The sequence below is a fragment of the Streptomyces sp. NBC_00631 genome, from assembly GCF_045206895.1.
Lineage (GTDB): Bacteria > Actinomycetota > Actinomycetes > Streptomycetales > Streptomycetaceae > Streptomyces.
The window spans coordinates 6,587,614-6,612,397 of record NZ_CP107734.1 but is presented as its reverse complement, the minus strand read 5'-3'; the positions used below and the strand labels follow the sequence as shown (position 1 = coordinate 6,612,397).

Genomic DNA, 24,784 nt, shown 5'->3' with positions numbered 1-24,784 from the left:
TCACCCACCACACACGTGCTGTGCGGGAACGGATAACGGGAGCAGTCATGAATCTCACTGTGTTCGGAGCGACCGGCGGCATCGGCCGGGAGATCGTCCGTCAGGCGCTGGCGTCCGGCCACCGGGTCACGGCGGTCGTCCGCGACCCCGCCCGGCTGACCGTGACCGGCGCGGGCCTGGAGGTGGTCCGCGCGGACCTCACGGACTCCGAGGTGATCCGCCCGGCGGTGACCGGCCGGGACGCGGTCCTGTCCGGCCTGGGCCCGCGCCGCCGGGGGGACGCCGGCGTCGCGGCCCGTCTGACCCGCACGGTCCTGGCCGCCATGGAGGCGGAGGGCGTACGACGGCTGGTGGTGGTCAGCGCCGCGCCGGTGGGCCCGGAACCGGACGACGGCCTCCTGGACCGCACCGCGCGCGGTCTGGTCGCCACCATCCTCAAACCCGTCTACGACGATCTGCGCGAGATGGAGGCCGAACTGTCCCGCAGCGGCACCAACTGGACCTCCGTACGCCCGCCGCGCCTCCAGGACAAGCCGCTGACCGGCACCTACCGCACGGTGGTGGGCGGCTTCCCGCCCAAGGGCCGCTTCATCTCCCGGGCGGACGTGGCCCACGCGATGCTGGCGATGACCGAGGACGCGGGGACGGTGAAGCAGGGGGTGGGCGTGGCGTACTGAGCCCGTGGCGAACCGGAGGCGGACGTCTGCCTCTAGAGGCTCACGCCGACGGTCACCGGCTCGTTGACCAGGGTCACGCCGAAGGCCTCCCGGACCCCGGCGACGACCTCCCGGGCCAGTTCCAGCAGATCCTCCGTCGTGGCCCCGCCCCGGTTGGTCAGCGCCAGCGTGTGTTTCGTGGAGATCCGGGCCGCGCCGCTGCCGTACCCCTTGGCGAACCCGGCCTTGTCGATCAGCCAGGCCGCCGAGGTCTTGGTACGCCCGTCCCCCGCGGGGTAGGCCGGCGGCTGGGCGGTGTCGCCCAGCCGCTCCCGCACGCGCGCGTGGAAGGCGGCGAACTGCTCGTCCGTGAGGATCGGGTTGGTGAAGAAGGACCCCGCCGACCAGGTGTCGTGGTCCTCGGGATCGAGCACCATCCCCTTCCCGGCACGCAGCTTGAGCACGGCCTCGCGGGCGTCGGCGAGCGGCACCCGGTCCCCCGGCTCCACCCCGAGTGTCCGCGCGGCCTCCGCGTACCGCACCGGCGCCGACAGCCCGCCGGCGTCCTCCAGCGCGAACCGGACGCGCAGGACGACGTAGCGCTCGGGGTCGGCCTTGAACCGGCTGTGCCGGTACGAGAACGCGCATTCCTCATCGGTCAGCGTCACCGTCTCGCCGGACCGCCGGTCGTACGCGACGACCTCGGTGACGGTCGAGGAGACCTCCTGCCCGTACGCACCCACGTTCTGGATGGGTGTGGCTCCGGCGGATCCCGGGATCCCGGCGAGGCACTCGATGCCCGCGAGGCCCGCCTCGACGGTGCGGGCGACCGCGTCGGTCCACACCTCGCCGGCCGCCAGCTCCAGCGTCGTGCCGCGCAGTTCGAAGCCGGTGGTGGCGATGCGCAGGGCGGTGCCGTCGAAGCCCTTGTCGCCGATGACCAGGTTGGATCCGCCGCCGATGACCAGCAGCGGGGTCCCGCTGTCGTCGGCCGCGCGGACGGCGGCGACCACCTCGGCGTCGGTGGTCGCGGTGGCCAGCCGGTGGGCGGGGCCGCCGAGCCGGAAGGTGGTGAGGGGGGCGAGGGGGGCGTCGTGGAGTTCCTGCACGGGCCCAAGACTACGAGACGCCGCCGGCAGTCCGGCCGCCCCGAGCGGCACGCGCGCGTGAGGCCCCGTCCGCACCGGGAACGGGGCCTCACGCGTGCGTGCCGTCGGCGGTCGTCAGCCGCCGACGGTCCCCAGCGCCGGGGCCGGCTCCCCGTCGGCGACCAGCCGTGCGGCGCGCCGCCGGCCGGGTATGACCAGGGCGGCGATCCCCGCGAGGGCCACCACGGCCGCGCCGGTGACCAGGGCGGGGCGCAGTCCGTCCACGAAGCTCTGGGCGCTCTCGTAGCCGCCCTGGGCGGAGAAGATGGACGACATGACCGCGACACCGAGTGCGCCGCCGACCTCGCGCAGCGCGTTGTTGGCGCCGGAGGCGATGCCCTGTTCCCGCGGGCGCACGGCGGACATCACCAGGTTGGCGGCCGGGGCGAAGTACAGGGCCATGCCGGTGCCGCTGATGATCAGACCGGGTAGCTGGGCGGCGTAGGAGGCGTCGGCGGTGACGACGGAGGCCAGACAGCCGAGCCCGGCGGCCTGCAGGAAGAGCCCGGCCGCGACGACCGGGCGGCCGCCGATCCGGTCGGACAGGATGCCCGCGATCGGCGCGACGATCATCGGCATGCCGGTCCAGGGCAGCATCCTGAGGCCCGCCTCGGTGGGCGAGTAACCGAGCACGCCCTGCATGTACTGGCTGAGCAGGAAGATCGACCCGAACATCCCGAGGAACATCAGCAGGCTGGCCGCGTTGATCCCGGCGAAGGCGCGGGAGCGGAAGAGCCGCATCGGCAGCATGGGGTTCTTGGCGCGGCTGCCGTGGACGACGAAGCCGACGAGCAGGGCGGCGCCCGCGAACAGCCCGGTGAGCACGAACGGGCCGGTCCAGCCGTCGGCGGGGCCGCGCACCAGGCCGTAGACGATCCCGAAGAGGCCGCCGCTGGCGAGCAGGGTGCCGGGGACGTCGAGCGGGGCGCCGGTGCCGTACGACTCGGCGAGGCGGAGGCGGGCGAGCGGCAGCAGGGCGAGGCCGAGCGGCACGTTCAGCCAGAAGATCCAATGCCAGGACACGTGTTCGGTGAGACTGCCGCCGATGAGCGGCCCGGAGGCGACCGCGAGCCCGTTGACGGCCCCCCAGATGCCGTACGCCATCCCGCGCCTGGCCTCGGGCACGGCCGCCGTCAGCAGGGTGAGGGTGAGCGGCATCATGATCGCCGCGCCGACGCCCTGCACCGCGCGGGCGGCGATCAGGGAGTCGATGCCGGGCGCCATGGCCGCGGCGGCGGAGGCGCCCGTGAAGACGGTGAGCCCGGCGAGGAAGAGCCGGCGCCGGCCGAAGCGGTCGCCGAGGGCGGCGCCGAACATCAGCAGGACGGCGAAGGTGAGCGTGTAGGCGCTCACGGTCCATTCGAGGTCGTCCAGGGCTCCGCCGAGGTCCTTGCGGATGGACGGCAGGGCGGTGGTGACGACGAGGTTGTCGAGGGCCGCCATGAATCCGGCGACGCTGGTGATGACGAGCGCCCATCCGGCGCCCCCGCGACGTGCGGTCTGTTGTGACATCGCTCCCCCAGAGCGTGAATGAATATAGTTAGCAATCACTAAGTTTCTGGCTCATGAAAAGGCCAGGGCAGGAGACGGCGGCCCGCCCCGTCACCCGTCACACTTCTCCAGCCGCCCGGTGGCCCCGGCGTCCGGGTACATCCCCTGCCAGACCCGGTGCCCAGGCGGAAACCCCATGGCCGCGTAGGTGTTGATGAGCATCCCTTTGGCCAGGAAGGTCGTGGTGCGGTCGACGTCCGCCCCCGAGAGCAGATGGACGGTGTCCCACAGCCGCCCCCAGCCGGCACGCACGAGCTCGCCGAACTCGCGCTCACCCTCCGCCTCGGCGGCCGCGACCGTGATGTACGTCTGCATCTGCATCTGGAGACGCTCCGGCCGCTCCTGGATGAGCCGCACATACGCGTCACCCATGGCATGCAGGGCCTCTTCGCCCCGCAACCCCTCGGCCACCTCCTCGAAGAGCTCGCGCATCTCGTCGATGCAGCGCTGCGAGGCGGCGGCGAAGATCGCCTTCTTGCCAGGAAAGAGCCGGAAGAGGTACGGCTGCGAGACTCCGACCCGCTTGGCGATCGCCTCGGTGGAGGTGCCGTAGTAGCCCTTCTGCGAGAACTCCGCGATCGCCGCGCGGACGACGCTCTCGCGTCGCTCCTCTGCACTCATCCTGACCATGCGAGAAAGTTAGTACTCAATCACTAACTAAGTCAAGGGAGTCCGGAACGCTGCACCACGGGCGGGCACATACGCGTAAGGGGCGCCCTGCAATAGAGGACGCCCCTTACCGGCTCGTCGGGCTCAGCCCAGCCGTACGACCGCCCGCGACATGCCCAGCACCTTCTGCCCGGCGCTCATCGCCGTCAGGTCGACGCGCACGGTGTTGTCGTCGAGTTTGGCCGCGACCTTGCCGCTGACCTCGATCAGGGCGCCCTGGTCGTCGTTCGGGACGACGACGGGCTTGGTGAAGCGAACACCGTAGTCGACGACCGCACCGGGGTCGCCGGTCCAGTCGGTGACCACACGGATCGCCTCGGCCATGGTGAACATGCCGTGCGCGATGACGTCCGGCAGGCCGACCTCCTTGGCGAACTTCTCGTTCCAGTGGATCGGGTTGAAGTCCCCGGAGGCGCCCGCGTACCGCACCAGCGTGGCGCGGGTCACGGGGAAGGTCCGCGTCGGCAGTTCGGTGCCGACCTCGACGTCCTCGTACGCGATCTTCGACGTCATCGGATCCTCACGCCTCGCCTTCTTCGGTGTCCGCCGCGCGGGCCACCAGCTTGGTCAGGGCGCTCACCACGAGCTCACCCGCCTCGTCGTGCACATCGCCGCGGATGTCGATGACGTCGTTGCCGGCGAGGGACTTGATGGCCTCGATGGTCGAGGTCACGGTCAGCCGGTCGCCGGCGCGCACCGGTCGCCGGTAGGCGAACTTCTGGTCGCCGTGCACCACCCGGCTGTAGTCCAGGCCGAGCTGCGGGTCCTCGACGACGTGTCCGGCGGCGCGGAAAGTGATCGAGAAGACAAAGGTCGGCGGCGCGATCACATCGGAATAGCCGAGCGCCTTGGCGGCCTCCGGGTCCGTGTACACGGCGTTGGTGTCGCCCACCGCCTCGGCGAACTCACGGATCTTCTCCCGGCCCACCTCGTAGGGCTCGGTGGGTGGGTAGGTCCGTCCCACGAAGGACTGGTCGAGCGCCATTGGCCCGGCACCTCCTGATGTCTGCTGTGATGCCCCACAAACTAGCGGGAAAGCCGTCCCCCGAAACGCCGTGAGGCCGCCCCCGGGTGGGGACGGCCTCACGGACGAGCCTGTTTGTTATCGCGTCTCGCGGTGCGCGGTGTGCGCGTTGCAACGCGGGCAGTGCTTCTTCATCTCAAGACGGTCCGGGTTGTTACGCCGGTTCTTCTTGGTGATGTAGTTCCGCTCCTTGCACTCCACGCAGGCCAGCGTGATCTTCGGGCGGACGTCGGTGGCAGCCACGTGAGTGCTCCTTGACGAACGGATGGGATGGTTTAACGCATAAAAGAGTAGCCGATCGAAGGACCGACCCCGCAATCGGCTACTGTCAGTAGCGGTGACCGGACTTGAACCGGTGACACAGCGATTATGAGCCGCTTGCTCTACCGACTGAGCTACACCGCTTTGATGAGATCAGCCCCGCCTCGCGGCGGGACCTCTCACACCAGAGCCCCAATACGGAATCGAACCGTAGACCTTCTCCTTACCATGGAGACGCTCTGCCGACTGAGCTATTGGGGCGAGCGATGAAGACATTACACGCTCGGCCGCCGTTCACCCAAATCCGTTTCCCGCCGCCCTCCCGGCCCCTTCCACGCGGCTCACGACAGCCTCCCGGGCCCCTTCCGGCACTCTCCACGCGCGCGTGCCGAACCGTTCCCCGCAGGTCCGACGGCTCCGGTACGACTATTGCGCTCCTCCCCGCCCCACGCGGCTCGCCGCCCTAGGCTCGACTCACTCTGCGTGATCTTGAGTCCCATGCCTGGACCGACCCTCATGGAGCGCGATGCCCGACAGCCAGCCGCAGCCGCCCTCGTCGTCGTCCAACCCGCAGGGTTCTTCGGGCTCCTCCGACCCGGCCGCGCTCCTGCTGTCCGGCGCCCGGCTCACCGACGGCCGGACCGTGGACGTACGGCTGGGCTGCGGGCGCATCGAGGCGGTGGGTACGGCCGGCAGCCTGGCGCCGGGCCCGGCCCGCGCGGGCGGCACGCGCGTGGACCTGACCGGCTACCTCCTCCTCCCGGCCCCTGCCGAACCGCACGCCCACGGCGACACCGCCCTCTCGGCCGAACACGGCGGCCCCGTCTCGTACGAACCCGAGGACGTCCAGCGCCGCGCCACCGAAGCGGCCCTGCTGCAGCTCGGGCACGGCGCGACCGCGGTACGCGCACACGTGCGCGTTGGCGACGTCCAAGGCCTCGGCGCCCTCGCCGCCGTCCTGCAGGCGCGCCGCTCACTGCGCGGGCTCGCGGAGCTCACGGCGGTCGCGATGCCGCGGGTCCTGACCGGGATCGCCGGCGCCGACGGGCTCGCCATACTGCGGGACGCCGCGAAGATGGGCGCGTCCGTGGTGGGCGGCTGCCCGGACCTGGACCCCGATCCCGCGGGCTACGCGGAGGCGGTCCTGGAGGTGGCCTCCGAACACGGCTGCCCGGTCGACCTGCACACGGACGCCACCGACCCGGCCCGGCTGGCCAGGCTCGCGGCGATGGCGGGCGGCATGCGCCCCGGCGTGACCCTCGGCCCGTGCGCCGGGCTCGCGCGCCTGCCCGCCGAGGTTGCCGCGCGGATCGCGGACCGGCTCGCCGCCGCCGGCGTCACGGTGGTGTGCCTGCCCCAGGGCGGCTGCGGCTCCGTCGACCGCCGCGGCACGGCTCCGGTACGGCTGCTGCGCGCGGCCGGGGTGCGGGTCGCCGCAGGCAGCGGCGCCCTGCGCGACCTGTCGAACCCCGTCGGCCGCGGTGACCCCCTGGAGGCGGCCTACCTCCTGGCCTCCCGCCACGGCCTGCGCCCCGAGGACGCCTACGACACCGTGAGCGCCGCCTCCCGCGCCGCCCTCGGCCTCGCCGAGGTCCGCGTCGAGGCCGGTTTCCCCGCCGAGCTCCTCGCCGTACGCGGCGACCACCTGGCCGGCGCGCTCTCCCTCGCCTACAGCCGGATCGTGGTGCACCGGGGGCGCGTGGTGGCACGCACGAGCGCGGTCCGCGAGTACTGCAACTCGGCGGTGTCGGCCGAACTGGGGCTGCCGCGGCAGGGACGAGGGGAGGTGTCCTGAGCGGTACGGGCGCGTGGCGGAGGCGCGGGCGCCGGCGGGCAGGCGGGGGCGCGGGAGCGCGCGGCAGGAGTGCGGCGTCCGCCCCCGGAAAGCCCGAACCGGACCGGCCCGCCCGGTGGAACACCACGTGCGTGTGGGGCGCATGAAGTCGTGCGGCGGATGCGGGGCTTCGGGCGTACGGTCTGAGACATGCGCATTGTCATCGCTGGTGGTCATGGTCAGATCGCGTTGCGGCTGGAGCGGCTGCTCTCCGCGCGCGGGGACGAGGTCGCAGGGATCATCCGGAAGGCCGAGCAGGGCGACGACCTGCGGGCGGCCGGTGCCGAACCGGTGCTGCTTGACCTGGAGTCGGCCTCTGTCGAGGAGGTCGCGGCGCATCTGCGGGGGGCGGACGCTGCGGTGTTCGCGGCGGGCGCGGGACCGGGCAGTGGCACGGCGCGCAAGGAGACGGTGGACAAGGGTGCGGCGGTGTTGTTCGCGGACGCGGCCGTGCGCGCGGGCGTACGCCGTTTCGTGGTCGTCTCCTCGATGGGAGCGGACCCGGCGCACCAGGGTGGCGGGGTCTTCGACGTGTATCTGCGGGCCAAGGGCGCGGCCGACGCGTACGTGACCGGGCAGAGTGCGCTGGACTGGACGATCCTGCGCCCCGGTGCGTTGACGGACGCACCCGCCACCGGCCTGGTGCGTCTGGAGGCGCACACGGGCCGGGGTGAGGTCAGCCGCGGCGACGTGGCCGCCGTGCTGGCGGAGTTGGTGGACACCTCGGCGACGGCCGGCCTCACCCTGGAGCTGATCGGCGGCTCGACGCCGGTCGGTGTGGCCGTGAAGTCGGTGGCCGGGAACTGAGTTCTCAGAACAGCGGCAGCTGACCGGGGAACTCGGGCACGACGTAACCGTCCAACGAGGGCTGTACGGCCCCGATCTGGGCCTGCTGCCGCGAGCCGGAACAGGAGACCAGTTCCCCGGTCTCGCGCGCTCCGGGCGGGTCGTGCCGCGCGAAGCGGCCCGCCACGACGGCGATTTCACGGCGGCACACCGGGCAGGTTCTACGTCGGGAGGACATGCGTTCAGTGTGCCCCGGGGCGCGGCACACACGACGGGCCACCGCCCCCGCCGCACCACCGACGAAGCACCCACATGATCTTCATCACGCCACCGCGTCCACGCGATGCAGCGCACCTGAAGGCGTACGCACAGGCCTATGGCGAAGAGCCCGTGACCTGCTCGAAAGCAGGTCACGGGCTCTTCGTTCCCGTGTGGCGGCGCCAGGATTCGAACCTGGGAAGGCTGAGCCGGCAGATTTACAGTCTGCTCCCTTTGGCCGCTCGGGCACACCGCCGGGGGTTTGCCACCAGATCGAACCGCTTGTCGGCGGTGCTCCCTGGCAACGACGTAAACAATACCCGATCCACAGGGGTGCTCCGCCACCCGATTGATCGCCGCCCGCGGGACGCGGGATGGCTAGGCTGGTGCGGATGCGGCCCGGTTCCCCCACCGGGCGCGGCCGCCGCCGCGCGCCGGAACGCATCCCGTTACGCCCCCTGATACAAGGAGCCACAGGACATGGCCGACTCCAGTTTCGACATCGTCTCGAAGGTCGAGCGGCAGGAGGTCGACAACGCCCTCAACCAGGCCGCCAAGGAGGTCTCGCAGCGCTACGACTTCAAGGGTGTGGGCGCCTCGATCGCCTGGTCCGGCGAGAAGATCCTGATGCAGGCGAACTCCGAGGAACGGGTCAAGGCGATCCTCGACGTCTTCCAGTCGAAGCTGATCAAGCGTGGTATCTCGCTGAAGGCGCTGGACGCGGGAGAGCCGCAGCTCTCCGGCAAGGAGTACAAGATCTTCGCGTCGATCGAGGAGGGCATCTCCCAGGAGAACGCGAAGAAGGTCGCGAAGATCATCCGCGACGAGGGCCCCAAGGGCGTGAAGGCCCAGGTCCAGGGCGACGAACTGCGCGTCAGCTCCAAGAGCCGCGACGACCTCCAGGCCGTGATCGCGCTCCTGAAGGGCCAGGACTTCGACTTCGCGCTCCAGTTCGTGAACTACCGCTAGGCAGCGTCGTCGAAGCACGAGAAGGGCGGGCACCGCGCGGTGCCCGCCCTTCTCGTGCGCCGGCCCCCGCCAGGGGTCCCGGCCCCCGCCAGGGGTTCTCAGTCGCGCGAGTTGCCGAACAGGATGCGGTAGGCGATCAGCAGGACCAGCGAGCCGCCGATCGCCGCCGCCCAGGTCGCGCCGTCGTAGAAGTTCTTGGTGATCGGGTGGTCCAGCCAGCGCGCCGATATCCAGCCGCCGAGGAACGCGCCCACGACGCCGATGAGGGTCGTGCCGATGAAGCCGCCCGGGTCGCGTCCCGGCAGCAGGAATTTGGCGATGGCGCCGGCCAACAGTCCCAGGATGATCCAGCTGATGATGCCCATGACCTGAATCTGCCCTTCCGCGCTGTGTTCGCACTGTTCTGGCCCTGTGATTTCGGTCCGGGCCGGCTGTGCGGGACAGGTGGTGCCGGACAGGCTGTCCGGGCCGTCCATTCGTGTCCGCCGCGCGTGTGTTCGTGCCTTGTCGATGACGAGGACGCCTGGGCGATACCGCACGGTTGCGGTGATCAGTAGGGTGCGGCCCGTGACTTCCTCCCCTCCCGGTCTGCGCCGCACGCTGGGCGTGCGCGACGCCGTGATCGTCGGCCTCGGCTCGATGGTCGGGGCCGGCGTGTTCTCCGCTCTGGGCCCCGCGGCCCGCGCGGCCGGGTCGGGGCTGCTTCCCGGACTGGCCGTCGCCGCCCTGGTCGCCTACTGCAACGCCATGTCCTCGGCGCGTCTGGCGGCCCGGTATCCGCAGTCGGGCGGCACCTATGTGTACGGGCGGGAGCGGCTCGGCGCCTTCTGGGGATATCTCGCGGGCTGGGCCTTCGTCGTCGGCAAGACGGCGTCCTGCGCCGCTATGGCGCTCACCGTGGGCGCGTACGTCTGGCCGGAGCAGGCGCATGCGGTGGCGGTCGCGGCCGTGGTGGCGCTGACCGCCGTGAACTACGGCGGCATCCAGAAGTCGGCCTGGCTGACGCGCGTGATCGTGGCCGTGGTGCTGGCGGTCCTCGCTTCCGTGGTCGTCGTGTGCCTGACGTCCGGGGCGGCGGACGCGGGGCGGCTGGAGATCGGGCTGTCGTCGGGAGTGGGCGGGGTGCTTCAGGCGGCCGGCCTGCTGTTCTTCGCGTTCGCCGGGTACGCGCGGATCGCCACGCTCGGCGAGGAGGTGCGGGACCCGGCGCGCACCATCCCGCGTGCGATCCCACTCTCCCTGGGGATCACTCTGGTGGTGTACGCGTGCGTGGCGGTGGCCGCGCTCTCGGTGCTGGGTGCGGACGGGCTCGGGCGGGCGGCCGCGCCGCTGGCCGACGCGGTGCGGGCGGCGGGGGCGCCGGGGCTGGTGCCCGTGGTGCGGGTGGGGGCCGCGGTGGCCGCGCTCGGCTCGCTGCTGGCCCTGATCCTGGGTGTGTCGCGGACGACGCTGGCCATGGCCCGCGACGGTCACCTGCCTCCTGCGCTGGCCGCCGTGCACCCGCGCTTCCAGGTCCCGCACCGGGCGGAACTGGCCGTCGGCGCGGTCGTCGCCGTGGCGGCGGCGACGGCGGACGTCCGGGGCGCCATCGGTTTCTCCTCCTTCGGTGTGCTGGCGTACTACGCGGTGGCCAACGCGTCGGCGTGGACGCTGGATCCGGCGCCGCGAGCGCGGCTGGTTCCGGTGGTGGGACTGCTGGGGTGCGTGATCCTCGCGTTCGCGCTGCCGGTGACGTCGGTGGCCGCAGGGGCGGCCGTACTGGCGGCCGGTGCGGCGGCGTACGCCGTACGGCGTTGGGCAGCGGCCCGAAGGGCACGGTGACCTCGACCGCCACCGTTCCCCTCGGCATGGGACGGTGGCTGCTGCGCTCGGGAGGCCCCGGCTCTCAGCAGGTCTGCTCCGGGGCAGTGCGGCTCCGGAAGCCGTCCCAGGGCGCCAGATCCGTGCCCTCGTCGGTCTCCTCGTACCAGCCCGTGCCCTCCAGCCAGACGCGCAGCCAGTCGGTGAGGCTGGGCGCGTCGACGAACCAGGCGCCCTCGACGTCGTGGGCGTTCGGCTCGTAGAGCAGGACCGTGGCCTGCGGGGTTCGGCAGTCCACGCACGCGTACATCCCGCAGCCCCAGTGGGATATCGGCAGGACGCCCTCGGGCCAGGGCCAGTCCGGGTTCTTCCGGCCGTACTCGCGGTTCGTGAGGTACTGGGAGACGGCGGCCGGTTCCCCCGAGGGCGCCGCGTCCAGCAGGGGCAGCAGGCCGTAGGACGGGCCGAAACCGCCGTCGCCCACCCTCCCGTAGAGCGCGGCGAGGAGTGGGGGCAGGGGGAAGCCGAGGGCCCTTGCGGCGTGGTCGAGCGTGGCGGCGTCGACGGGTGCGGGAAGCGAAGGCCAGCCCCATGGGCGGGTGTTGCGGGCCTGTGCGGTCACCCGTGTCAGCAACTGCTCGATCTCGGTCATGGCTTCATGATGCAGGCAGCCACTGACAGGCGCGGCGGCCCTGTGGACAACCTCCCGCCGACGCTCCGGCCTGTGGACGACTCGTGGGCCGGAGGCGTCGAATCGCGGGATGACGTGCGGTCAGCGGGTCGCGAACGGCTGGTCCGTGGGGACGATCTCGCGTCCGAGCGGGAGCAGGGAGACCGGGATCAGCTTGAAATTGGCGATACCGAACGGGATGCCGATGATCGTCAGGCACATCGCGATACCGGTGACGATATGGGCGAGGGCCAGCCACCAGCCCGCCAGAACCAGCCACAGGACATTGCCCACGCAGGAGGGAGCGCCCGCGTCGCGCCGGTCCACCGTCGTGTACCCGAAGGGCCACAGGGCGTACACGCCGATACGGAAAGCAGCTATGCCGAACGGAATGCCGATGATCGTGACGCAGAGGATCACGCCGGCCAGCAGGTAGCCGAGGAACAGCCAGAAGCCGCTCAGGACGAGCCAAATGATGTTCAGGATGGTCTTCACTGCGGGCGACCTGCCATTTTCTCTAGCCGGGCGATCCGTTCCGCCATGGGCGGGTGCGTCGAGAACATTTTGGACAGTCCCTGGCCAGGACGGAAGGGGTTCGCGATCATCATGTGGCTCGCGGTCTCGATCCGGGGCTCGGGAGGCAGCGGGAGCTGCTTGGTGCCGGCGTCCAGCTTGCGCAGGGCGCCGGCGAGGGCGAGCGGGTCACCGGTGAGCTGGGCCCCGGAGGCGTCCGCCTCGTACTCCCGGGAGCGGCTGATGGCGAGCTGGATGAGGCTGGCGGCGAGCGGGCCCAGGATCATGATCAGCAGCAGGCCGAGGAAGCCGGGGCCGTCGTCGTCGTCCGAGCGGCCGACCGGGATCAGCCAGGCGAAGTTGACGAGGAACATGATCACCGAGGCGAGGGCGCCGGCGACCGACGAGACGAGGATGTCGCGGTTGTAGACGTGGCTGAGCTCGTGGCCGATGACGCCGCGCAGTTCGCGCTCGTCCAGGATCCGCAGGATGCCCTCGGTGCAGCACACGGCCGCATTGCGCGGATTGCGGCCCGTGGCGAAGGCGTTCGGTGCCTCTGTCGGTGAGATGTACAGGCGGGGCATGGGCTGGCGGGCCTGGGTGGAGAGGTCACGGACCATCCGGTACAGGGCCGGGGCCTCGAACTCGCTCACCGGGCGCGCGCGCATCGCGCGTAGCGCCAGTTTGTCGCTGTTCCAGTACGCGTACGCGTTCGTGCCGAGGGCGACGAGGACCGCGACGATCAGACCCGTTCGGCCGAAGAAACTGCCGATGACGATGATGAGTGCCGACAGTCCTCCGAGGAGAACTGCGGTCCTGAGCCCGTTGTGCCGGCGGTGCACGGTACGCCCTCCAAGTCGTGCGGCAGGGGAACCCTTTGCCTGCGGTGCTGCCTTCCGATCTGCGATGCCACCGGTGTCGTGGTGTCACGTCCAGTGGCCCCTCCCGCACTGGTCAACGCCAGGCGACGGCCTCTAGTTCCCTTGTGTCCGGTGTGTGCCGCGTGAGCCGTCCGGGTGAGAGCCGCACCGGGCGCGCGTGATGGCCCGTACGCGCGCGTGGAGGGCGTCAGAACAGGCCGGTGGCGGCGAAGCGGAGCACCAGTTGCGGCGCCCCGGAGAGGACGACCCCGAGAGTGCCGGTGAGGGCGAGCGCGGCCGTGAGGGGGGCCGGGAGCCGGTGCCGTGCGGGCTCGCCCTCGGGGGCGCGGAACAGCAGGGCGGTCCACTGGAGGTAGTAGTAGAGGGCGATCACGACGTTGACGGCCATGACGACGGCGAGCCAGCCGAGACCCGCGTCGACGGCCGCGGAGAAGACGGTGACCTTCGCGAACAGGCCGATGACGCCGGGCGGGAGTCCGGCGAGGCACAGCAGGAAGAACGCCAGGAGCAGCGCGGTGAGCGGGTTCCTTGCGTACAGGCCGCGGTAGTCGGAGATCCGGTTGAGCCGCTCGGTACGGGCGACGGCGGCGGCCACCGCGAACGCGCCGAGGTTCACGGCCGCGTACATGAGGGCGTAGGCGACGGTGGAGCCCACGGCCTTCTGGGCGTCCCGGGTATATCCGGCGGCGGCGATCGGCACCAGCAGGTAGCCGGCCTGGCCCACCGACGACCAGGCGAGCAGCCGTACCGCGCTGTACGCGCGCGTGGCCTGCTGACGCAGGGCCGCCACGTTGCCGACGGTCATGGTGAGGGCGGCCAGGGCGGCGAGTGCGGGTCCCCAGACGTCGGCGTACGACGGGAAGGCGACAACCGTGACCAGGATCAGGCCGGAGAAGCCGACGGCCTTGCCGACGACAGACAGGTAGGCGGCGATCGGGAGCGGCGCGCCGACGTAGGTGTCGGGCACCCAGAAGTGGAAGGGGGCGGCGGCCGTCTTGAACGCGAAACCCACGAGGGTGAGGACGACACCCGTCTGGGCGAGTGTGTGCAGTTGCCCGTCGACGTGCTGGATCCGGTCGGCGACCTGGGTGAGGTAGAGGCTGCCGGTGGTGGCGTACACGAAGCTGATGCCCATGAGGCTGACGGCGGTCGCGGTCACCGAGGACAGGAAGAACTTCAGGGCCGCTTCGGAGGACCTTTTGTCGCCGTGCCGGATGCCTACGAGGGCGAAGGCGGGCAGGGAGGCGACTTCCAGGGCGACGATCAGGGTGGCGAGGTCGCGGGAGGCGGGCAGCAGGGCTGCGCCGGCGGCCGAGGAGAGCAGCAGGAACCAGAACTCGCCCTGCGGGTAGCGGCGGTTGCCGTCCTTGAGGGTGGTGACGGACAGCAGGGCCGTGAGCAGGGCGCCGCCCAGGACGAGGAACTGCACGACCAGGGTGAACCGGTCGGCCGTGTAGCTGCACGCGCGCGTGGTGCCCGTCAGGCAGAAGGTGCTGCGGTCGTGGCCGAGGAGCGGGAGCAGCAGGAGGGCTGCCGCGGTGAGTCCGGCGACCGAGACCCAGCCGAGGAGCGGTTTCCTGGCCTCGGGCACGAACAGGTCGGCGACCAGGACGACCAGTCCGATGACCGCGGTGAGGGTGGGCGGGGCGATGGCGAGCCAGTCGACGGACTGGACGAGGTTCGCGGCCAGTGGCTGGGCCAGGGCGCTCATCGGATGCCTCCTGCGAGGAGCTGCTGCACGGCCGGGTCGGTCAGGCCGAGCAGGGCCCTCGGCCACAGTCCGGCGACGACGGTGAGGGCGACGAGCGGGGTCCAGGCCGCGAACTCGTAGGTGCGGACGTCGGTGAGCTTCGGCATCTCCTGTGACGCGGCGCCCATGCAGACGCGGCGGACCACGGCCAGCATGTACGCGGCCGTCAGCAGGGTGCCGAAGGCGGCGATCGCCATGAAGGTCAGGAAGGCCGGGCGGCTGAGGTCGGTGGCGGGCTTGAACGCGCCGAACAGGGCCAGCATCTCGCCCCAGAATCCGGCGAGTCCGGGCAACCCGAGCGAGGCGACGGCGGCGAAGGCGAGCAGGCCGCCCAGGCGCGGTGCCTTGCCGTACAGCGCAGCTCCTGTCTCCTCGGCCAGGGCGTCCAGGTCGGTCGTGCCGGTGCGGTCCTTCAGGCCGCCGACCAGGAAGAACAGCAGGCCGGTGATGAGGCCGTGGGCGATGTTGGCGAACAGGGCGCCGTTCACACCGGTCGGGGTCATGGTGGCGATGCCGAGCAGGACGAAGCCCATGTGGCCGACGGAGGAGTAGGCGATCAGGCGTTTGAGGTCGCCCTGCGCGCCCCGTTTGGCCAGGTTCAAGCAGGCCAGGGATCCGTAGATGATCCCGACGACCGCGAAGGCGGCGAGGTACGGCGCGAAGGTGCGGACTCCGTCCGGCGCGACCGGCAGCAGGATCCGGACGAACCCGTACGTGCCCATCTTGAGCAGGACACCGGCCAGCAGGACCGAGCCGACGGTCGGCGCGGCGGTGTGGGCGTCCGGAAGCCAGCTGTGCAGGGGCCACATCGGGGTCTTGACCGCGAGCCCGATCCCGATCGTCAGAACGGCGATGACCTGCACGGATGCGGTCAGCGACCGGCCGTTGTCAGTGGCGAGTGCCACCATGTCGAACGTGCCCGCCTTGATTCCGATCAGGAGCAGGCCGAGCAGCATGACGACGGATCCGAGCAGCGTGAAGAGGATGAACTTCGAGGCGGCCCGGGTGCGCCCCTCGCCGCCCCAGCGGGCGATGAGGAAGTACATCGGGATGAGCACCGTTTCGAACGCGAGGAAGAACAGCAGCAGGTCGAGGACGGCGAAGCTCGCGAGGGTGCCGGACTCCAGGACGAGCAGCAGCGCGACGAAGGCCTTCGGGGACCCGCCCGCGGGCGGGTTGAAGTACGAGTAGAGCGCGCAGAGGAAGGTCAGCAGCGCGGTCAGGACCACGAGGGGGAGGGAGATGCCGTCGATGCCGAGGTGGATGCGCACGTCGAGTGCGGGGATCCAGCTGATGTCGGTCGTGGCCTGCATCTTCGACGGATGGCTGCGGTCGAAGCCGAGCGCGAGGACGATCGCGGCGATGAGGAGCACGCCGGTCACGGTCACACCGTGCCGGAGCACGGCCTGCTCGGGCGACTTTCCCTTCAGCCCGGGCGGGGCGGGCAGCAGGGCGGCGACGGCACCGAGAAGCGGGCCGGCGACGATCAACGCCAGAAGGAACTGCATCACGGACTCGCTGATATCGATCACGTCTGCTCACGCTCCCGTGGCGACGAGGAGGACGGCGACCGCCAGGACGACGGTGCCGGCGAGCAGCGCGCTCACATAGGTCTGCACGTTGCCGGTCTGGGCTCGCCGTACGGCGGCGCCGAGCAGGCGGGGCAGAGCGCCCGCCCCGCGCACGTAGGTGTCGACGACCTCGCGGTCGAGGAACTGGACGAGGCTCGCCGCGGCCAGCACCGGGCGGACGAAGAGGGTGTCGTACACGGCGTCCAGATGGAAGCCTTCGGCCGCGTGCCGGTGCAGCGGGCCCAGCATCAGCCGGCCGGGGTCCGCCGGGTCGGGTGCGTAGGCCACGTCGCCGAACGCGGGTTCGTGGGCGGCGATGGCCTCGGCCTCGACCAGTCCCGCGTCGCCCTCCGGGTGGGCGGCGACGGCGCCCAGCGGGGCGCGGGCGGCCAGCATTCTGGTGCGCTGCCAGGCGCCGTAGGTGGCGAGTGCGCCGACGAGCGCGAGGCCGGTGCCGAGGACCGAAGTGGTGAGGGTCGGGGTGAGGGCGCGGCCGTCGAACCAGCCGGGCAGCGAGCGGTAGGCGAACCCGCCGAACGCGAGGGACGGCACGGCCAGCACCCACAGGACCACGGTCATGGACAGCGGCTGCCTGCCGTGGTCGGCCGCCTCGGCCCCGCGGCCCCGGAAGGCCAGCAGCCACAGCCGGGTCGCGTACGCGGCGGTGAGCAGGGCGGTGGCCAGGCCTGCGACGAGGACGATCCAGCCGGCGCTGCCGGGGGCCTGCGCGGTGTGACCGGTGGCGACGTGTTCGGCGGCTCCGAGGACGGACTCCTTGGAGAAGAAGCCGCTGAAGGGAGGGATCGCGGCGAGCGCGAGCAGGGCCACGGTCATCGTCCAGTAGGCGTCCGGGACGCGGTCGCGCAGGCCGGAGGTCCGGGACATGACGGCCAGCGAGTTGGTGCCGGCAGCGTGGATGATCACGCCGGCCGCGAGGAACAGCAGCGCCTTGAAGGCGCCGTGGGACAGGAGGTGGAAGACGGCGGCACCGCGGTCGCCGACGGCGAGGGCGCCCGTCATGTAGCCGAGCTGACCGATCGTCGAGTAGGCGAGGACGCGCTTGATGTCGTCCTGGGCCAGCGCGGCGAGGGCCGAGCCGACCATCGTGACGGCGCCCATGACGGCGAGGACGACCATCACGGCCGCGCTGGCCTCGAAGACCGGAAGGAGACGGGCGACGAAGTAGACACCGGCGGCGACCATCGTCGCGGCGTGGATCAGCGCGGAGACCGGGGTCGGGCCGGCCATGGCGTCGGGGAGCCAGGTGTGCAGCGGGAACTGCGCGGACTTGCCGGCCACACCGCACAGGAGCAGCAGGCCGACCAGGGTGGGATGGTGCAGCCCGCCGTGCGCGACGGTGCCCAGGACCGTGGTGATACGGAAGGACCCGGCGTCGGTGGCGAGTGCGAACAGGCCGATCAGGAACGGCACGTCGCCGAGCTTGGTGACCAGGAAGGCCTTGATCGAGGCGGCGCGCGCCTCGGGGGTCTCCCAGTAGTGGCCGACCAGGAAGTAGGAGCAGATGCCCATGACCTCCCAGCCGACGAGCAGCACGATCAGGTCGCCGGAGTAGACGACCAGCAGCATCGCGGAAGTGAACAGGGAGACGAGGGCGGCGTACGACGGGTAGCGCGGGTCGTCGCGCAGGTAGCCGGTCGAGTAGATCTGCACGCAGGTGGCGACGAAGGCGACCAGGACGGCGACGAGGGCGGCGAAGCCGTCGATGTACAGGGCGAGTTCGATGGGGACCGAGCCGGTCGGGGTGAGCTCGGTGTGGGCGTCCATGGCGCGGCTGCCGCCCTGGTCGGCGGCGACCGTGCAGGCGAGAGCCAGCGCGGCGAGCGTCGGCAGGACCGCGAGCGGGCGGACGAATCCGGGGGCGGCGCGTCCCAGAAGCAGACCGGCGACGGCGCCGAGGAACGGCAGGAGGGGGACGAGGACGGCGAGGGTGGTCGTGGTCACGCGGTGGCCTCAGCCTTCTCGTCGGCCGTCCCGTCCGTGGGCGTGCCGTCCTCGTGGCCCTCGGCGGTTTCGCGGAGCCGGTCGATGTCGGAGGTGCCGCGGCTGCGGTGGACGGCGAGGACGATCGCCAGGCCGATGCCGATCTCGGCGGCGGCGATGGCGATGGTGAACAGGGTGAGGGCCTGACCGGAGTGCAGGGTGTCCCGGGCGGCCTTGCTCAGCCAGACGTCGAAGGCGACGAGGTTGAGGTTGACGGCGTTGAGCATCAGCTCGACGGACATCAGGACCAGGATCGCGTTGCGACGGGCGAGGACGCCGTACAGGCCGGTGCAGAAGAGGAGCGCGGAGAGAACGGCGGGATAGGCGAGGTGCATCAGCGGGCGCCTTCCTGCTCGGACTGCTGCTCGGATCCCTGCGTGGATGCCGGCCCGGGTTCCTGCCCGGCCTCTTGCTCGGCCTCTTGCTCGATCGGGTGAATCCCGGAACCTGTGACGGATGGGGAACTCTGCGTGACGGTCCGGCCGTTCACAGGGGGCGGGGCCGACTCCGCCTTCGCCTTCCGGGACAGGACGATCGCTCCGACCAGGGCCGCGAGGAGGAGGACGGAGAGGGCCTCGAAGGGCAGGACCCAGTTCTGGAAGAGGCTCGCGCCGGTGACCTTCGTCGAGCCGGCGGCGGCGCCGTCCAGGTCGATCCAGGTGGTGCGGAAGGCGTCCACGACCACCCAGACCAGAGCGGCCGCGGCGACGACGGCGACGGCCAGCGCGACCCAGCGGTTTCCGGAGTCGGCGTCCGGGGAGCGGCCGATCGGGGCCTTGGTGAGCATCAGACCGAAGAGCAGGAGGACGACGACGGAACCCACATAGATGAGGACCTGCACCCAGGCGATGAACTCTGCGGTGAGCAGCAGGTATTCGACGGCGAGCCCGCCGAGGGCGACCACGAGCCACAGTGCGGCGTGCACCAGCTGGCGGGTGGTGACGGTGACGAGGGCAGCGCCGAAGGTGACCAGGCCGACGAGGAGGAAGGCGATCTCCACGCCGGTCGGGGACAGGAAGCCCTGCGGCGCTTGGGCGAGCGAGCTCACGCTTCCCCCTCCCCCGGCTCGGTTCGGTCGGTGACCGGCTCGGCCTGGGCGGCCGCGAGCTTCTCGGCGGTCTTACGGGCGGCGGCGATCTCCTTCGGTTCCTCCGCGCCGGGGTCGAGGGCGGGCGGGGCCGGGACCGTCCACATCCACTCGCGCAGCTTGTCGCGTTCATGGGTGAGTTCGCGGATGTCGGTCTCGGCGTACTCGAACTCCGGTGACCAGAACAGCGCGTCGAAAGGACAGACCTCGATGCAGATACCGCAGTACATGCACAGGGAGAAGTCGATGGCGAAGCGGTCCAGGACGTTGCGGCTGCGTTCGCGGCCGCCCGGGGCCACCGGCGGGACGGTCTCCTTGTGGGAGTCGATGTAGATGCACCAGTCGGGGCACTCACGGGCGCAGAGCATGCAGACCGTGCAGTTCTCCTCGAACAGGCCGATCACACCCCGGGTGCGGGGCGGGAGATCGGGAAGGGCGTCCGGGTACTGCTCGGTGACCGACTTCCGGGTCATCGTGCGCAGGGTGACGGCCAGGCCCTTGGCGAGGCCGGAGCCAGGGATGGGGGCCACTAGGAGATCACCACCTTGACGATGCCGGTGAGGGCGATCTGGGCGAGAGAAAGGGGGACGAGGAGAGTCCAGGAGAACTTCTGCAACTGGTCCTCGCGCAGCCGGGGATAGGTCACGCGGAGCCAGATCACGACGAAGGCGAGGAGCGCGGTCTTCAGGAGGGTCCACAGCCAGCCGAGGCCGTCGGCGCCCCACGGACCATGCCAGCCACCGAGGAAGAGGACGGTGGTCAGGCCGCACAGGACGACGATCCCGGCGTACTCGGCGAGCAGGAACAGGGCGAAGCGCAGGCCGGTGTACTCGGTGTACGCGCCGAAGATGATCTCCGAGTCGGCGACCGGCATGTCGAACGGGGGCCGTTGGAGTTCCGCGAGGCCGGCGGTGAAGAAGACCAGGCCGCCGGTGATCTGCCAGGGCAGCCACCACCAGTGGAAGGAGGCGACGATGCCCGGCAGGGAGACGGTGCCCGCCGCCATCGCCACGGAGGCGGCGGCGAGCAGCATCGGAAGTTCGTAGGCGAGGAGCTGGGCGGCGGTACGCAGACCGCCGAGGAGGGAGAACTTGTTGGCGCTGGCCCAGCCGGCCATGAGCGAGCCGAGGACGCCGACGCCCATCACGGCCAGCACGAAGAACACACCCGCGTCCAGGACCTGGCCCACCGCGCCCTCACCGGGCCCGATCGGGATGGCGAGCAGCACGAGCAGATACGGGAGGAGGGCCACCGCGGGGGCCAGCTGGAAGACACGGCGGTCCGCGCCCGCCGGGACCACGTCCTCCTTCTGCGCGAACTTCACGCCGTCGGCGATCAGCTGGGCCCAGCCGTGGAAGCCACCGGCGTACATCGGGCCGAGGCGGCCCTGCATGTGGGCCATCACCTTGTGCTCGGTCTGACCGACGATCAGAGGGAAGGTGAGGAAGACGACGAACACGACGAGGAGTCGCAGGGCGACGTCCAGAGCGTCGTTCACTGCGGGCCTCCTGGGGAGTCGTCGTGGGGAGCGTCGTCGGGGGCGGCGTGGTCGGGAGCCGGGGCCTGGGGGTCGGGCGGGGCCTTGGCGGGGTGGGCTTCGGGGGTCGGGACCTCGGAAGCCACATCCTCCGAGGTTGGCTGTGGGCCGGAGTCCTCCGGCGCCTGAGGCTCGACAGGATCCGGTTCGGGCTGCTGGGAAGCGGCAGGGCCCGACGCGGCCGGCTCCGGTGCCGTCGGCTCCCCCGTACCCGGCTCTTCGGCCTTGGCCCCGGTCCCGGCCTCGGCCACCTCGGTCGAGTCGGCCGACGTCTCGCGTGGCGTCCCCGCCTCCGGTTCGTCGAAGGCCGGACGGGCGTGGTGCCACGGCGCGTCCGAGCCGCGGGGGGTCGCGGGGCGGCCCGGGGTGGCCGGTACCACCGGCGTGTCCGTCTCCTGCGCATGCTGTGAAGCGGAGCCGCCCGAGGCCGTACGTGACCGGCGCGGCCCTCGCGGAGCAGCCGACGGCCCTGTCGCGGGAGCGGGAGTGGTCGCCTGTGCGCCGGCGGCTTCCGCGGCGGGCTCTCCGGCGGGTGCTTCTTCCGCACCGGAGGCTGTCCGCTGCGAGGCGGATCCCTCACTCGCACTCCGTGCCCGGCGTGGAACGGCCGGTGCGCCTGCCGCGTCCTCCGCACCCTCCGCGGTCGGGGTCGCCTCGGCCGCCCCGGACGCCTGGCTCGCGGAGCCCTCCGCGGCCGTGCGGGTGCGGCGTACCGGGCGGTCGCCGGCCGGGCGGGCGGTCGCGGTGCGGGTGGGGCGGGCGGGGGCGGGCGGGAGTTGGCCTTTGAGGGGGCCCCACTCGTTGGGGTCAGGGACGCCTGGGGGAAGCATCTGGCGGCGCTTGGGGCCGCCGTGGTCGGACTCGCCCGGTTCCTTGGCGCCGGGCCAGGCCTTGGCGACGCGGGCGGCGAGGACGAAGTCCTTGCGCAGGGGGTGGCCTTCGAAGGTTTCCGGGAGGAGGAGGTGGTCGAGGCCGGGGTGTCCGGTGAAGCGGACGCCGAACATCTCGTGGGTCTCGCGTTCGTGCCAGCGGGCGCCCGCGTAGACGCCGACGGCGGACGGGAGTTCGGGGGCGGCGTGCGGGACGGTCGTACGAAGGAGCAGGCGGCGGACCGGGGCGAGGGCGACGACGTGGGTCGAGACGCGGAAGCCGGTGCCGGGTTCGTCGACCGCGCTCAGCCAGTCGAAGTAGGTGCAGGAGAGGGTCGTACGGGCGATCTCCAGGGCGGCGAGCCAGGAGGAGGGAGGAACGTCGACGGTCAGCACGCCGTAGGACTCGTCGGCTGTGGCGTCCGTGCCGAAGAGTTCCTCGACGGGGGCCGGGAGCCAGCCGACCGGGGCCGTCATCGCGGGTCCCCTTCGCCCTCGTTCGCCGTGGGTGCCGGGGGCCGGACCAGGCCGCTCTGAAGGGCCGCGGCGGACGGGCGAGAGGTGCCGTAGCGCTCGCCCAGGGACTCCGCCGCGATCTTCTCCTGGAGTTTGAGGATGCCCTGGAGGAGCGCCTCGGGGCGCGGCGGGCAGCCGGGGACGTAGACGTCGACGGGGATGATCTGGTCGACGCCCTTGGTGACGGAGTAGGAGTCCCAGTAGGGGCCGCCGCAGTTCGAGCAGGCGCCGAAGGAGATGACGTACTTCGGTTCGGGCATCTGCTCGTACAGGCGCTTGACCGCCGGGGCCATCTTGTCCGTGACCGTGCCCGAGACCACCATCAGGTCGGCCTGGCGGGGGCCCGGCGCGAAGGGGATCACGCCGAGGCGGATGAAGTCGTGGCGGGCCATCGACGCGGCGATGAACTCGATCGCACAGCAGGCGAGGCCGAAGTTGAAGACCCAGAGCGAGTAGCGGCGTCCCCAGTTGAGGACGATCTTCATCGGCTCGGGGGCGAGGCGGGCGAGCGCGCCCAGCCTCTTCGGCTCGGGGAGCAGGACGGGCTCCGACGGCGTCACGTCCATGTCAGGACGCCCTTCTTGTATGCGTACAACAGGCCGACTGCGAGGAAGCCCAGGAAGATGAACATCTCCACGAGCGTGGTCGCGCCGTAGCCGGGGGCGGCGAAGACCGTCGCCCAGGGGAACAGGAAGATCGAGTCGACGGCGAAGATGACGTAGAGGAAGGCGTAGACGTAGTAGCGGACCTGGGTGTGGGCCCAGCCCTCGCCCACGGGGTCGACCCCGCACTCGTAGGTGAGGAGTTTCTCGGGGGTGGGGACCACCGGGCGCAGCAGCCGGCCGGCACCGAAGGCGACGGCGACGAAGACCACACCGACCAGCGCCAGCAGTCCCACGACCGAGTAGGACGCGAAGTAGTCCGCCGCGACGGCCACGGTCGGCTCACCACCCACCGTCTCCCGCATCGCCCGTCCCTCATTCCCTCGACAGACCCCAGGCCCGACCCGGCCCGGTGCCGTGACCTCAGTCAACTCTTGATTCGACGATCTGTACGCACGGGAGTCTAGGCCCTGATAAAGACAGGGTAAGCAGCCCGTCACACGGTGAGACATGGTGGAGACACGAGACCGGGGCCGGCTGGTGGGGTTTTCCCCAGGGCGGGCCGGGCGGCGAACTCCATGGCGTCGCGCCACGGCACACGGCACGCTGGCGCATATGACCGCACCCGCACCCCGATCCCTCAGCTTCGCCGACCGCGGAGAAGACCGCGAGCGACTGCCACCCGTGCGCTTCGCCTACGACGGTCACACCTGGAAGGAGATCGCGCACCTCCTGCTGAACCTGCCGATGTCGTTGTTCGGTTTCGTCTATGTCGCCACGACGGTGTGGGTGAGCGGTGTACTGACGCTGACGGTGATCGGCATACCCCTGCTCGCCGCGACCCTGCTGGGCGCCCGGCAGCTGGGGAAGCTGGAGCGGTCACGCGCGCGTGCGTTGCTCGGGGTCCGGGTGGAGGAGCCGACGCCGCTGCCGTGGGCCAGGCGCGGCGCGGGCACCCAGCGGCTGTGGATGACGCTGAAGGACCCGGTGGGCTGGCGGACCCTGCTGTACGACTTCATCCGGCTGCCGTGGGGCATCCTCACCTTCTGCACCACGCTGACCTCGCTGTTCGTGCTGTGGCCGGTGCTGCCGTTCATCGCGCGCGGGCTGGCGAACGTGGACCGGGCGATGGTGCGCGGGCTGCTGTCGCCCTCCGACGAGCTGGAGCGCCGTATCGCCGAGCTGGAGTCGGACCGGGGGGTGGTCGTCGACACGGCCGCCGCCGACCTGCGGCGCATCGAGCGGGATCTGCACGACGGGGCGCAGGCCCGGCTCGTCAATCTGGCGATGGGGCTGGGCCTGGCGAAGGAGAAGCTGCTGGAGGATCCCGACGCGGCCGCCGCGATGGTCGAGGAGGCGCACGGCGAGGTGAAGCTGGCGCTGCAGGAGCTCAGGGATCTCGCCCGGGGCATCCATCCGGCGGTGCTGACCGACCGGGGGCTGGACGCGGCGCTGTCGTCGGTCGCCTCGCGCTGCACGGTACCGGTCCAGGTGACCGCCGACCTGCCGTCCAGACCGGCGCCCGCGATCGAGGGCATCGCCTACTTCACCGTCTCCGAGCTGCTGCAGAACATCAGCAAGCACAGTGGGGCGCGTACCGCCGCGGTGGACGTGTGGCGGGCCGACGACCGGCTGTTGATCCAGGTGCGGGACGACGGGCGCGGCGGGGCGAGTCTGGACGGCGGCTCCGGGATGCGCGGGCTCGCGGACCGGCTGGGCGCCGTCGACGGCCTGTTCGTCGTGGACTCACCGGCCGGGGGCCCCACGACGGTGACCGCGGAGCTGCCCTGGCGCGACCGGGCGTAGCCGGGGAGCGGGACGGGCGGAACAG

General features: G+C 71.4%; 27 protein-coding genes and 3 tRNA genes. 6 read left to right on the top strand and 24 right to left on the bottom strand.

Translation table 11 applies throughout. From position 1 onward, the window contains the following. Positions 1-47: 47 nt before the first annotated feature. Positions 48-677: an NAD(P)-dependent oxidoreductase gene (locus tag OHB00_RS30405; RefSeq protein WP_406439414.1), complete on the top strand. Its 630-nt coding sequence runs from the start codon at positions 48-50 to the stop codon at positions 675-677. A 32-nt stretch (positions 678-709) separates the two neighbouring features. Here the strand turns inward: OHB00_RS30405 and OHB00_RS30400 are convergent, their stop codons facing one another. The 8 genes from OHB00_RS30400 to OHB00_RS30365 all read right to left on the bottom strand — a co-directional run bounded on the left by OHB00_RS30400 (position 710) and on the right by OHB00_RS30365 (position 5,570). Further along, positions 710-1,765 carry a UDP-N-acetylmuramate dehydrogenase gene (locus OHB00_RS30400; RefSeq protein WP_406439412.1) on the bottom strand — a complete coding sequence of 352 codons (1,056 nt, stop codon included), beginning with the start codon at positions 1,763-1,765 and terminating at the stop codon, positions 710-712. 114 nt (positions 1,766-1,879) lie between these two features. Further along, on the bottom strand, positions 1,880-3,316 hold the full coding sequence (locus OHB00_RS30395; protein ID WP_406439410.1) for a DHA2 family efflux MFS transporter permease subunit: 1,437 nt from the start codon (positions 3,314-3,316) through the stop codon (positions 1,880-1,882). 90 nt (positions 3,317-3,406) lie between these two features. Continuing rightward, positions 3,407-3,985: a TetR/AcrR family transcriptional regulator gene (locus OHB00_RS30390; protein WP_406439408.1), complete on the bottom strand. Its 579-nt coding sequence runs from the start codon at positions 3,983-3,985 to the stop codon at positions 3,407-3,409. A 123-nt stretch (positions 3,986-4,108) separates the two neighbouring features. Then, a complete protein-coding gene (locus OHB00_RS30385) occupies positions 4,109-4,537 on the bottom strand; it encodes a MaoC family dehydratase (protein WP_406439406.1) in 429 nt (142 codons plus the stop codon). A 7-nt stretch (positions 4,538-4,544) separates the two neighbouring features. Beyond that, complete coding sequence (locus OHB00_RS30380; RefSeq protein ID WP_406439405.1) at positions 4,545-5,009, bottom strand: MaoC family dehydratase N-terminal domain-containing protein; 465 nt, start codon at positions 5,007-5,009, stop codon at positions 4,545-4,547. 117 nt (positions 5,010-5,126) lie between these two features. Next, positions 5,127-5,291, bottom strand: a complete 165-nt coding sequence (rpmG, locus tag OHB00_RS30375; protein WP_003948671.1) for a 50S ribosomal protein L33 — start codon at positions 5,289-5,291, stop codon at positions 5,127-5,129. Between the two features lie 89 nt (positions 5,292-5,380). Then, positions 5,381-5,453 (bottom strand) — tRNA-Met (locus OHB00_RS30370). 44 nt (positions 5,454-5,497) lie between these two features. Further along, positions 5,498-5,570 (bottom strand) — tRNA-Thr (locus tag OHB00_RS30365). Between the two features lie 265 nt (positions 5,571-5,835). Between OHB00_RS30365 and OHB00_RS30360 the strand changes: the two genes are divergently transcribed. Together OHB00_RS30360 and OHB00_RS30355 are read left to right on the top strand one after the other, a co-directional pair. Next, positions 5,836-7,104: an amidohydrolase family protein gene (locus OHB00_RS30360; protein WP_406439403.1), complete on the top strand. Its 1,269-nt coding sequence runs from the start codon at positions 5,836-5,838 to the stop codon at positions 7,102-7,104. Positions 7,105-7,293: 189 nt separating this feature from the next. Continuing rightward, a complete protein-coding gene (locus tag OHB00_RS30355) occupies positions 7,294-7,950 on the top strand; it encodes an SDR family oxidoreductase (protein ID WP_406439402.1) in 657 nt (218 codons plus the stop codon). A 4-nt stretch (positions 7,951-7,954) separates the two neighbouring features. Here the strand turns inward: OHB00_RS30355 and OHB00_RS30350 are convergent, their stop codons facing one another. Both OHB00_RS30350 and OHB00_RS30345 read right to left on the bottom strand, forming a co-directional pair. Further along, a complete protein-coding gene (locus OHB00_RS30350) occupies positions 7,955-8,167 on the bottom strand; it encodes a hypothetical protein (protein WP_406439399.1) in 213 nt (70 codons plus the stop codon). A gap of 194 nt (positions 8,168-8,361) precedes the next feature. Beyond that, positions 8,362-8,443: transfer RNA gene (locus OHB00_RS30345), tRNA-Tyr, on the bottom strand. A gap of 224 nt (positions 8,444-8,667) precedes the next feature. On the opposite strand from OHB00_RS30345, the gene OHB00_RS30340 reads away from it, so the two are divergent. Then, the gene (locus OHB00_RS30340) at positions 8,668-9,156 is read left to right on the top strand and encodes a YajQ family cyclic di-GMP-binding protein (protein ID WP_234534004.1); all 489 of its coding nucleotides are present in this window, start codon (positions 8,668-8,670) and stop codon (positions 9,154-9,156) included. Between the two features lie 98 nt (positions 9,157-9,254). Here OHB00_RS30340 and OHB00_RS30335 read toward each other — a convergent pair whose 3' ends face one another. Beyond that, the gene (locus OHB00_RS30335) at positions 9,255-9,521 is read right to left on the bottom strand and encodes a GlsB/YeaQ/YmgE family stress response membrane protein (RefSeq protein WP_406446054.1); all 267 of its coding nucleotides are present in this window, start codon (positions 9,519-9,521) and stop codon (positions 9,255-9,257) included. A gap of 202 nt (positions 9,522-9,723) precedes the next feature. Between OHB00_RS30335 and OHB00_RS30330 the strand changes: the two genes are divergently transcribed. Continuing rightward, positions 9,724-10,977: an APC family permease gene (locus tag OHB00_RS30330; protein ID WP_406439397.1), complete on the top strand. Its 1,254-nt coding sequence runs from the start codon at positions 9,724-9,726 to the stop codon at positions 10,975-10,977. Positions 10,978-11,041: 64 nt separating this feature from the next. On the opposite strand, the gene OHB00_RS30325 is transcribed toward OHB00_RS30330, so the two are convergent. From OHB00_RS30325 to OHB00_RS30265, 13 genes are all read right to left on the bottom strand, one after another. After that, positions 11,042-11,608, bottom strand: coding sequence for an SMI1/KNR4 family protein (locus tag OHB00_RS30325; protein WP_406439396.1), 567 nt, complete (start codon positions 11,606-11,608; stop codon positions 11,042-11,044). Positions 11,609-11,728: 120 nt separating this feature from the next. Then, entirely contained in the window at positions 11,729-12,121 is a 393-nt protein-coding gene (locus OHB00_RS30320; RefSeq protein WP_406439394.1) for a YccF domain-containing protein, read from the bottom strand. Next, positions 12,118-12,981: a zinc metalloprotease HtpX gene (gene htpX / locus OHB00_RS30315; RefSeq protein WP_406439392.1), complete on the bottom strand. Its 864-nt coding sequence runs from the start codon at positions 12,979-12,981 to the stop codon at positions 12,118-12,120. Before htpX ends, OHB00_RS30320 begins: the two co-directional genes overlap by 4 nt. 226 nt (positions 12,982-13,207) lie before the next feature. Then, positions 13,208-14,731 carry an NADH-quinone oxidoreductase subunit N gene (locus OHB00_RS30310; protein ID WP_406439390.1) on the bottom strand — a complete coding sequence of 508 codons (1,524 nt, stop codon included), beginning with the start codon at positions 14,729-14,731 and terminating at the stop codon, positions 13,208-13,210. Next, positions 14,728-16,302: a NuoM family protein gene (locus OHB00_RS30305; RefSeq protein ID WP_406439388.1), complete on the bottom strand. Its 1,575-nt coding sequence runs from the start codon at positions 16,300-16,302 to the stop codon at positions 14,728-14,730. The genes OHB00_RS30310 and OHB00_RS30305 overlap by 4 nt, the downstream gene beginning before the upstream one ends. 6 nt (positions 16,303-16,308) lie before the next feature. Further along, on the bottom strand, positions 16,309-18,303 hold the full coding sequence (locus tag OHB00_RS30300) for an NADH-quinone oxidoreductase subunit L (protein WP_406439386.1): 1,995 nt from the start codon (positions 18,301-18,303) through the stop codon (positions 16,309-16,311). Beyond that, positions 18,300-18,677: an NADH-quinone oxidoreductase subunit NuoK gene (gene nuoK / locus OHB00_RS30295; RefSeq protein ID WP_406439384.1), complete on the bottom strand. Its 378-nt coding sequence runs from the start codon at positions 18,675-18,677 to the stop codon at positions 18,300-18,302. The genes OHB00_RS30300 and nuoK overlap by 4 nt, the downstream gene beginning before the upstream one ends. Next, positions 18,677-19,390: an NADH-quinone oxidoreductase subunit J gene (locus tag OHB00_RS30290; protein WP_406439382.1), complete on the bottom strand. Its 714-nt coding sequence runs from the start codon at positions 19,388-19,390 to the stop codon at positions 18,677-18,679. Before OHB00_RS30290 ends, nuoK begins: the two co-directional genes overlap by 1 nt. Further along, positions 19,387-19,959, bottom strand: a complete 573-nt coding sequence (locus OHB00_RS30285) for a NuoI/complex I 23 kDa subunit family protein (protein WP_406439380.1) — start codon at positions 19,957-19,959, stop codon at positions 19,387-19,389. Before OHB00_RS30285 ends, OHB00_RS30290 begins: the two co-directional genes overlap by 4 nt. After that, entirely contained in the window at positions 19,959-20,927 is a 969-nt protein-coding gene (locus tag OHB00_RS30280; RefSeq protein ID WP_406439378.1) for an NADH-quinone oxidoreductase subunit H, read from the bottom strand. Before OHB00_RS30280 ends, OHB00_RS30285 begins: the two co-directional genes overlap by 1 nt. Next, positions 20,924-22,312, bottom strand: coding sequence for an NADH-quinone oxidoreductase subunit C (locus OHB00_RS30275; RefSeq protein ID WP_406439377.1), 1,389 nt, complete (start codon positions 22,310-22,312; stop codon positions 20,924-20,926). Before OHB00_RS30275 ends, OHB00_RS30280 begins: the two co-directional genes overlap by 4 nt. Further along, positions 22,309-22,917 carry an NADH-quinone oxidoreductase subunit B gene (locus OHB00_RS30270; protein ID WP_406439375.1) on the bottom strand — a complete coding sequence of 203 codons (609 nt, stop codon included), beginning with the start codon at positions 22,915-22,917 and terminating at the stop codon, positions 22,309-22,311. Before OHB00_RS30270 ends, OHB00_RS30275 begins: the two co-directional genes overlap by 4 nt. Further along, a complete protein-coding gene (locus OHB00_RS30265) occupies positions 22,908-23,318 on the bottom strand; it encodes an NADH-quinone oxidoreductase subunit A (protein WP_406439373.1) in 411 nt (136 codons plus the stop codon). Before OHB00_RS30265 ends, OHB00_RS30270 begins: the two co-directional genes overlap by 10 nt. Positions 23,319-23,568: 250 nt before the next feature. On the opposite strand from OHB00_RS30265, the gene OHB00_RS30260 reads away from it, so the two are divergent. Next, positions 23,569-24,759: a sensor histidine kinase gene (locus OHB00_RS30260; protein WP_406439371.1), complete on the top strand. Its 1,191-nt coding sequence runs from the start codon at positions 23,569-23,571 to the stop codon at positions 24,757-24,759. Positions 24,760-24,784 lie beyond the last annotated feature (25 nt).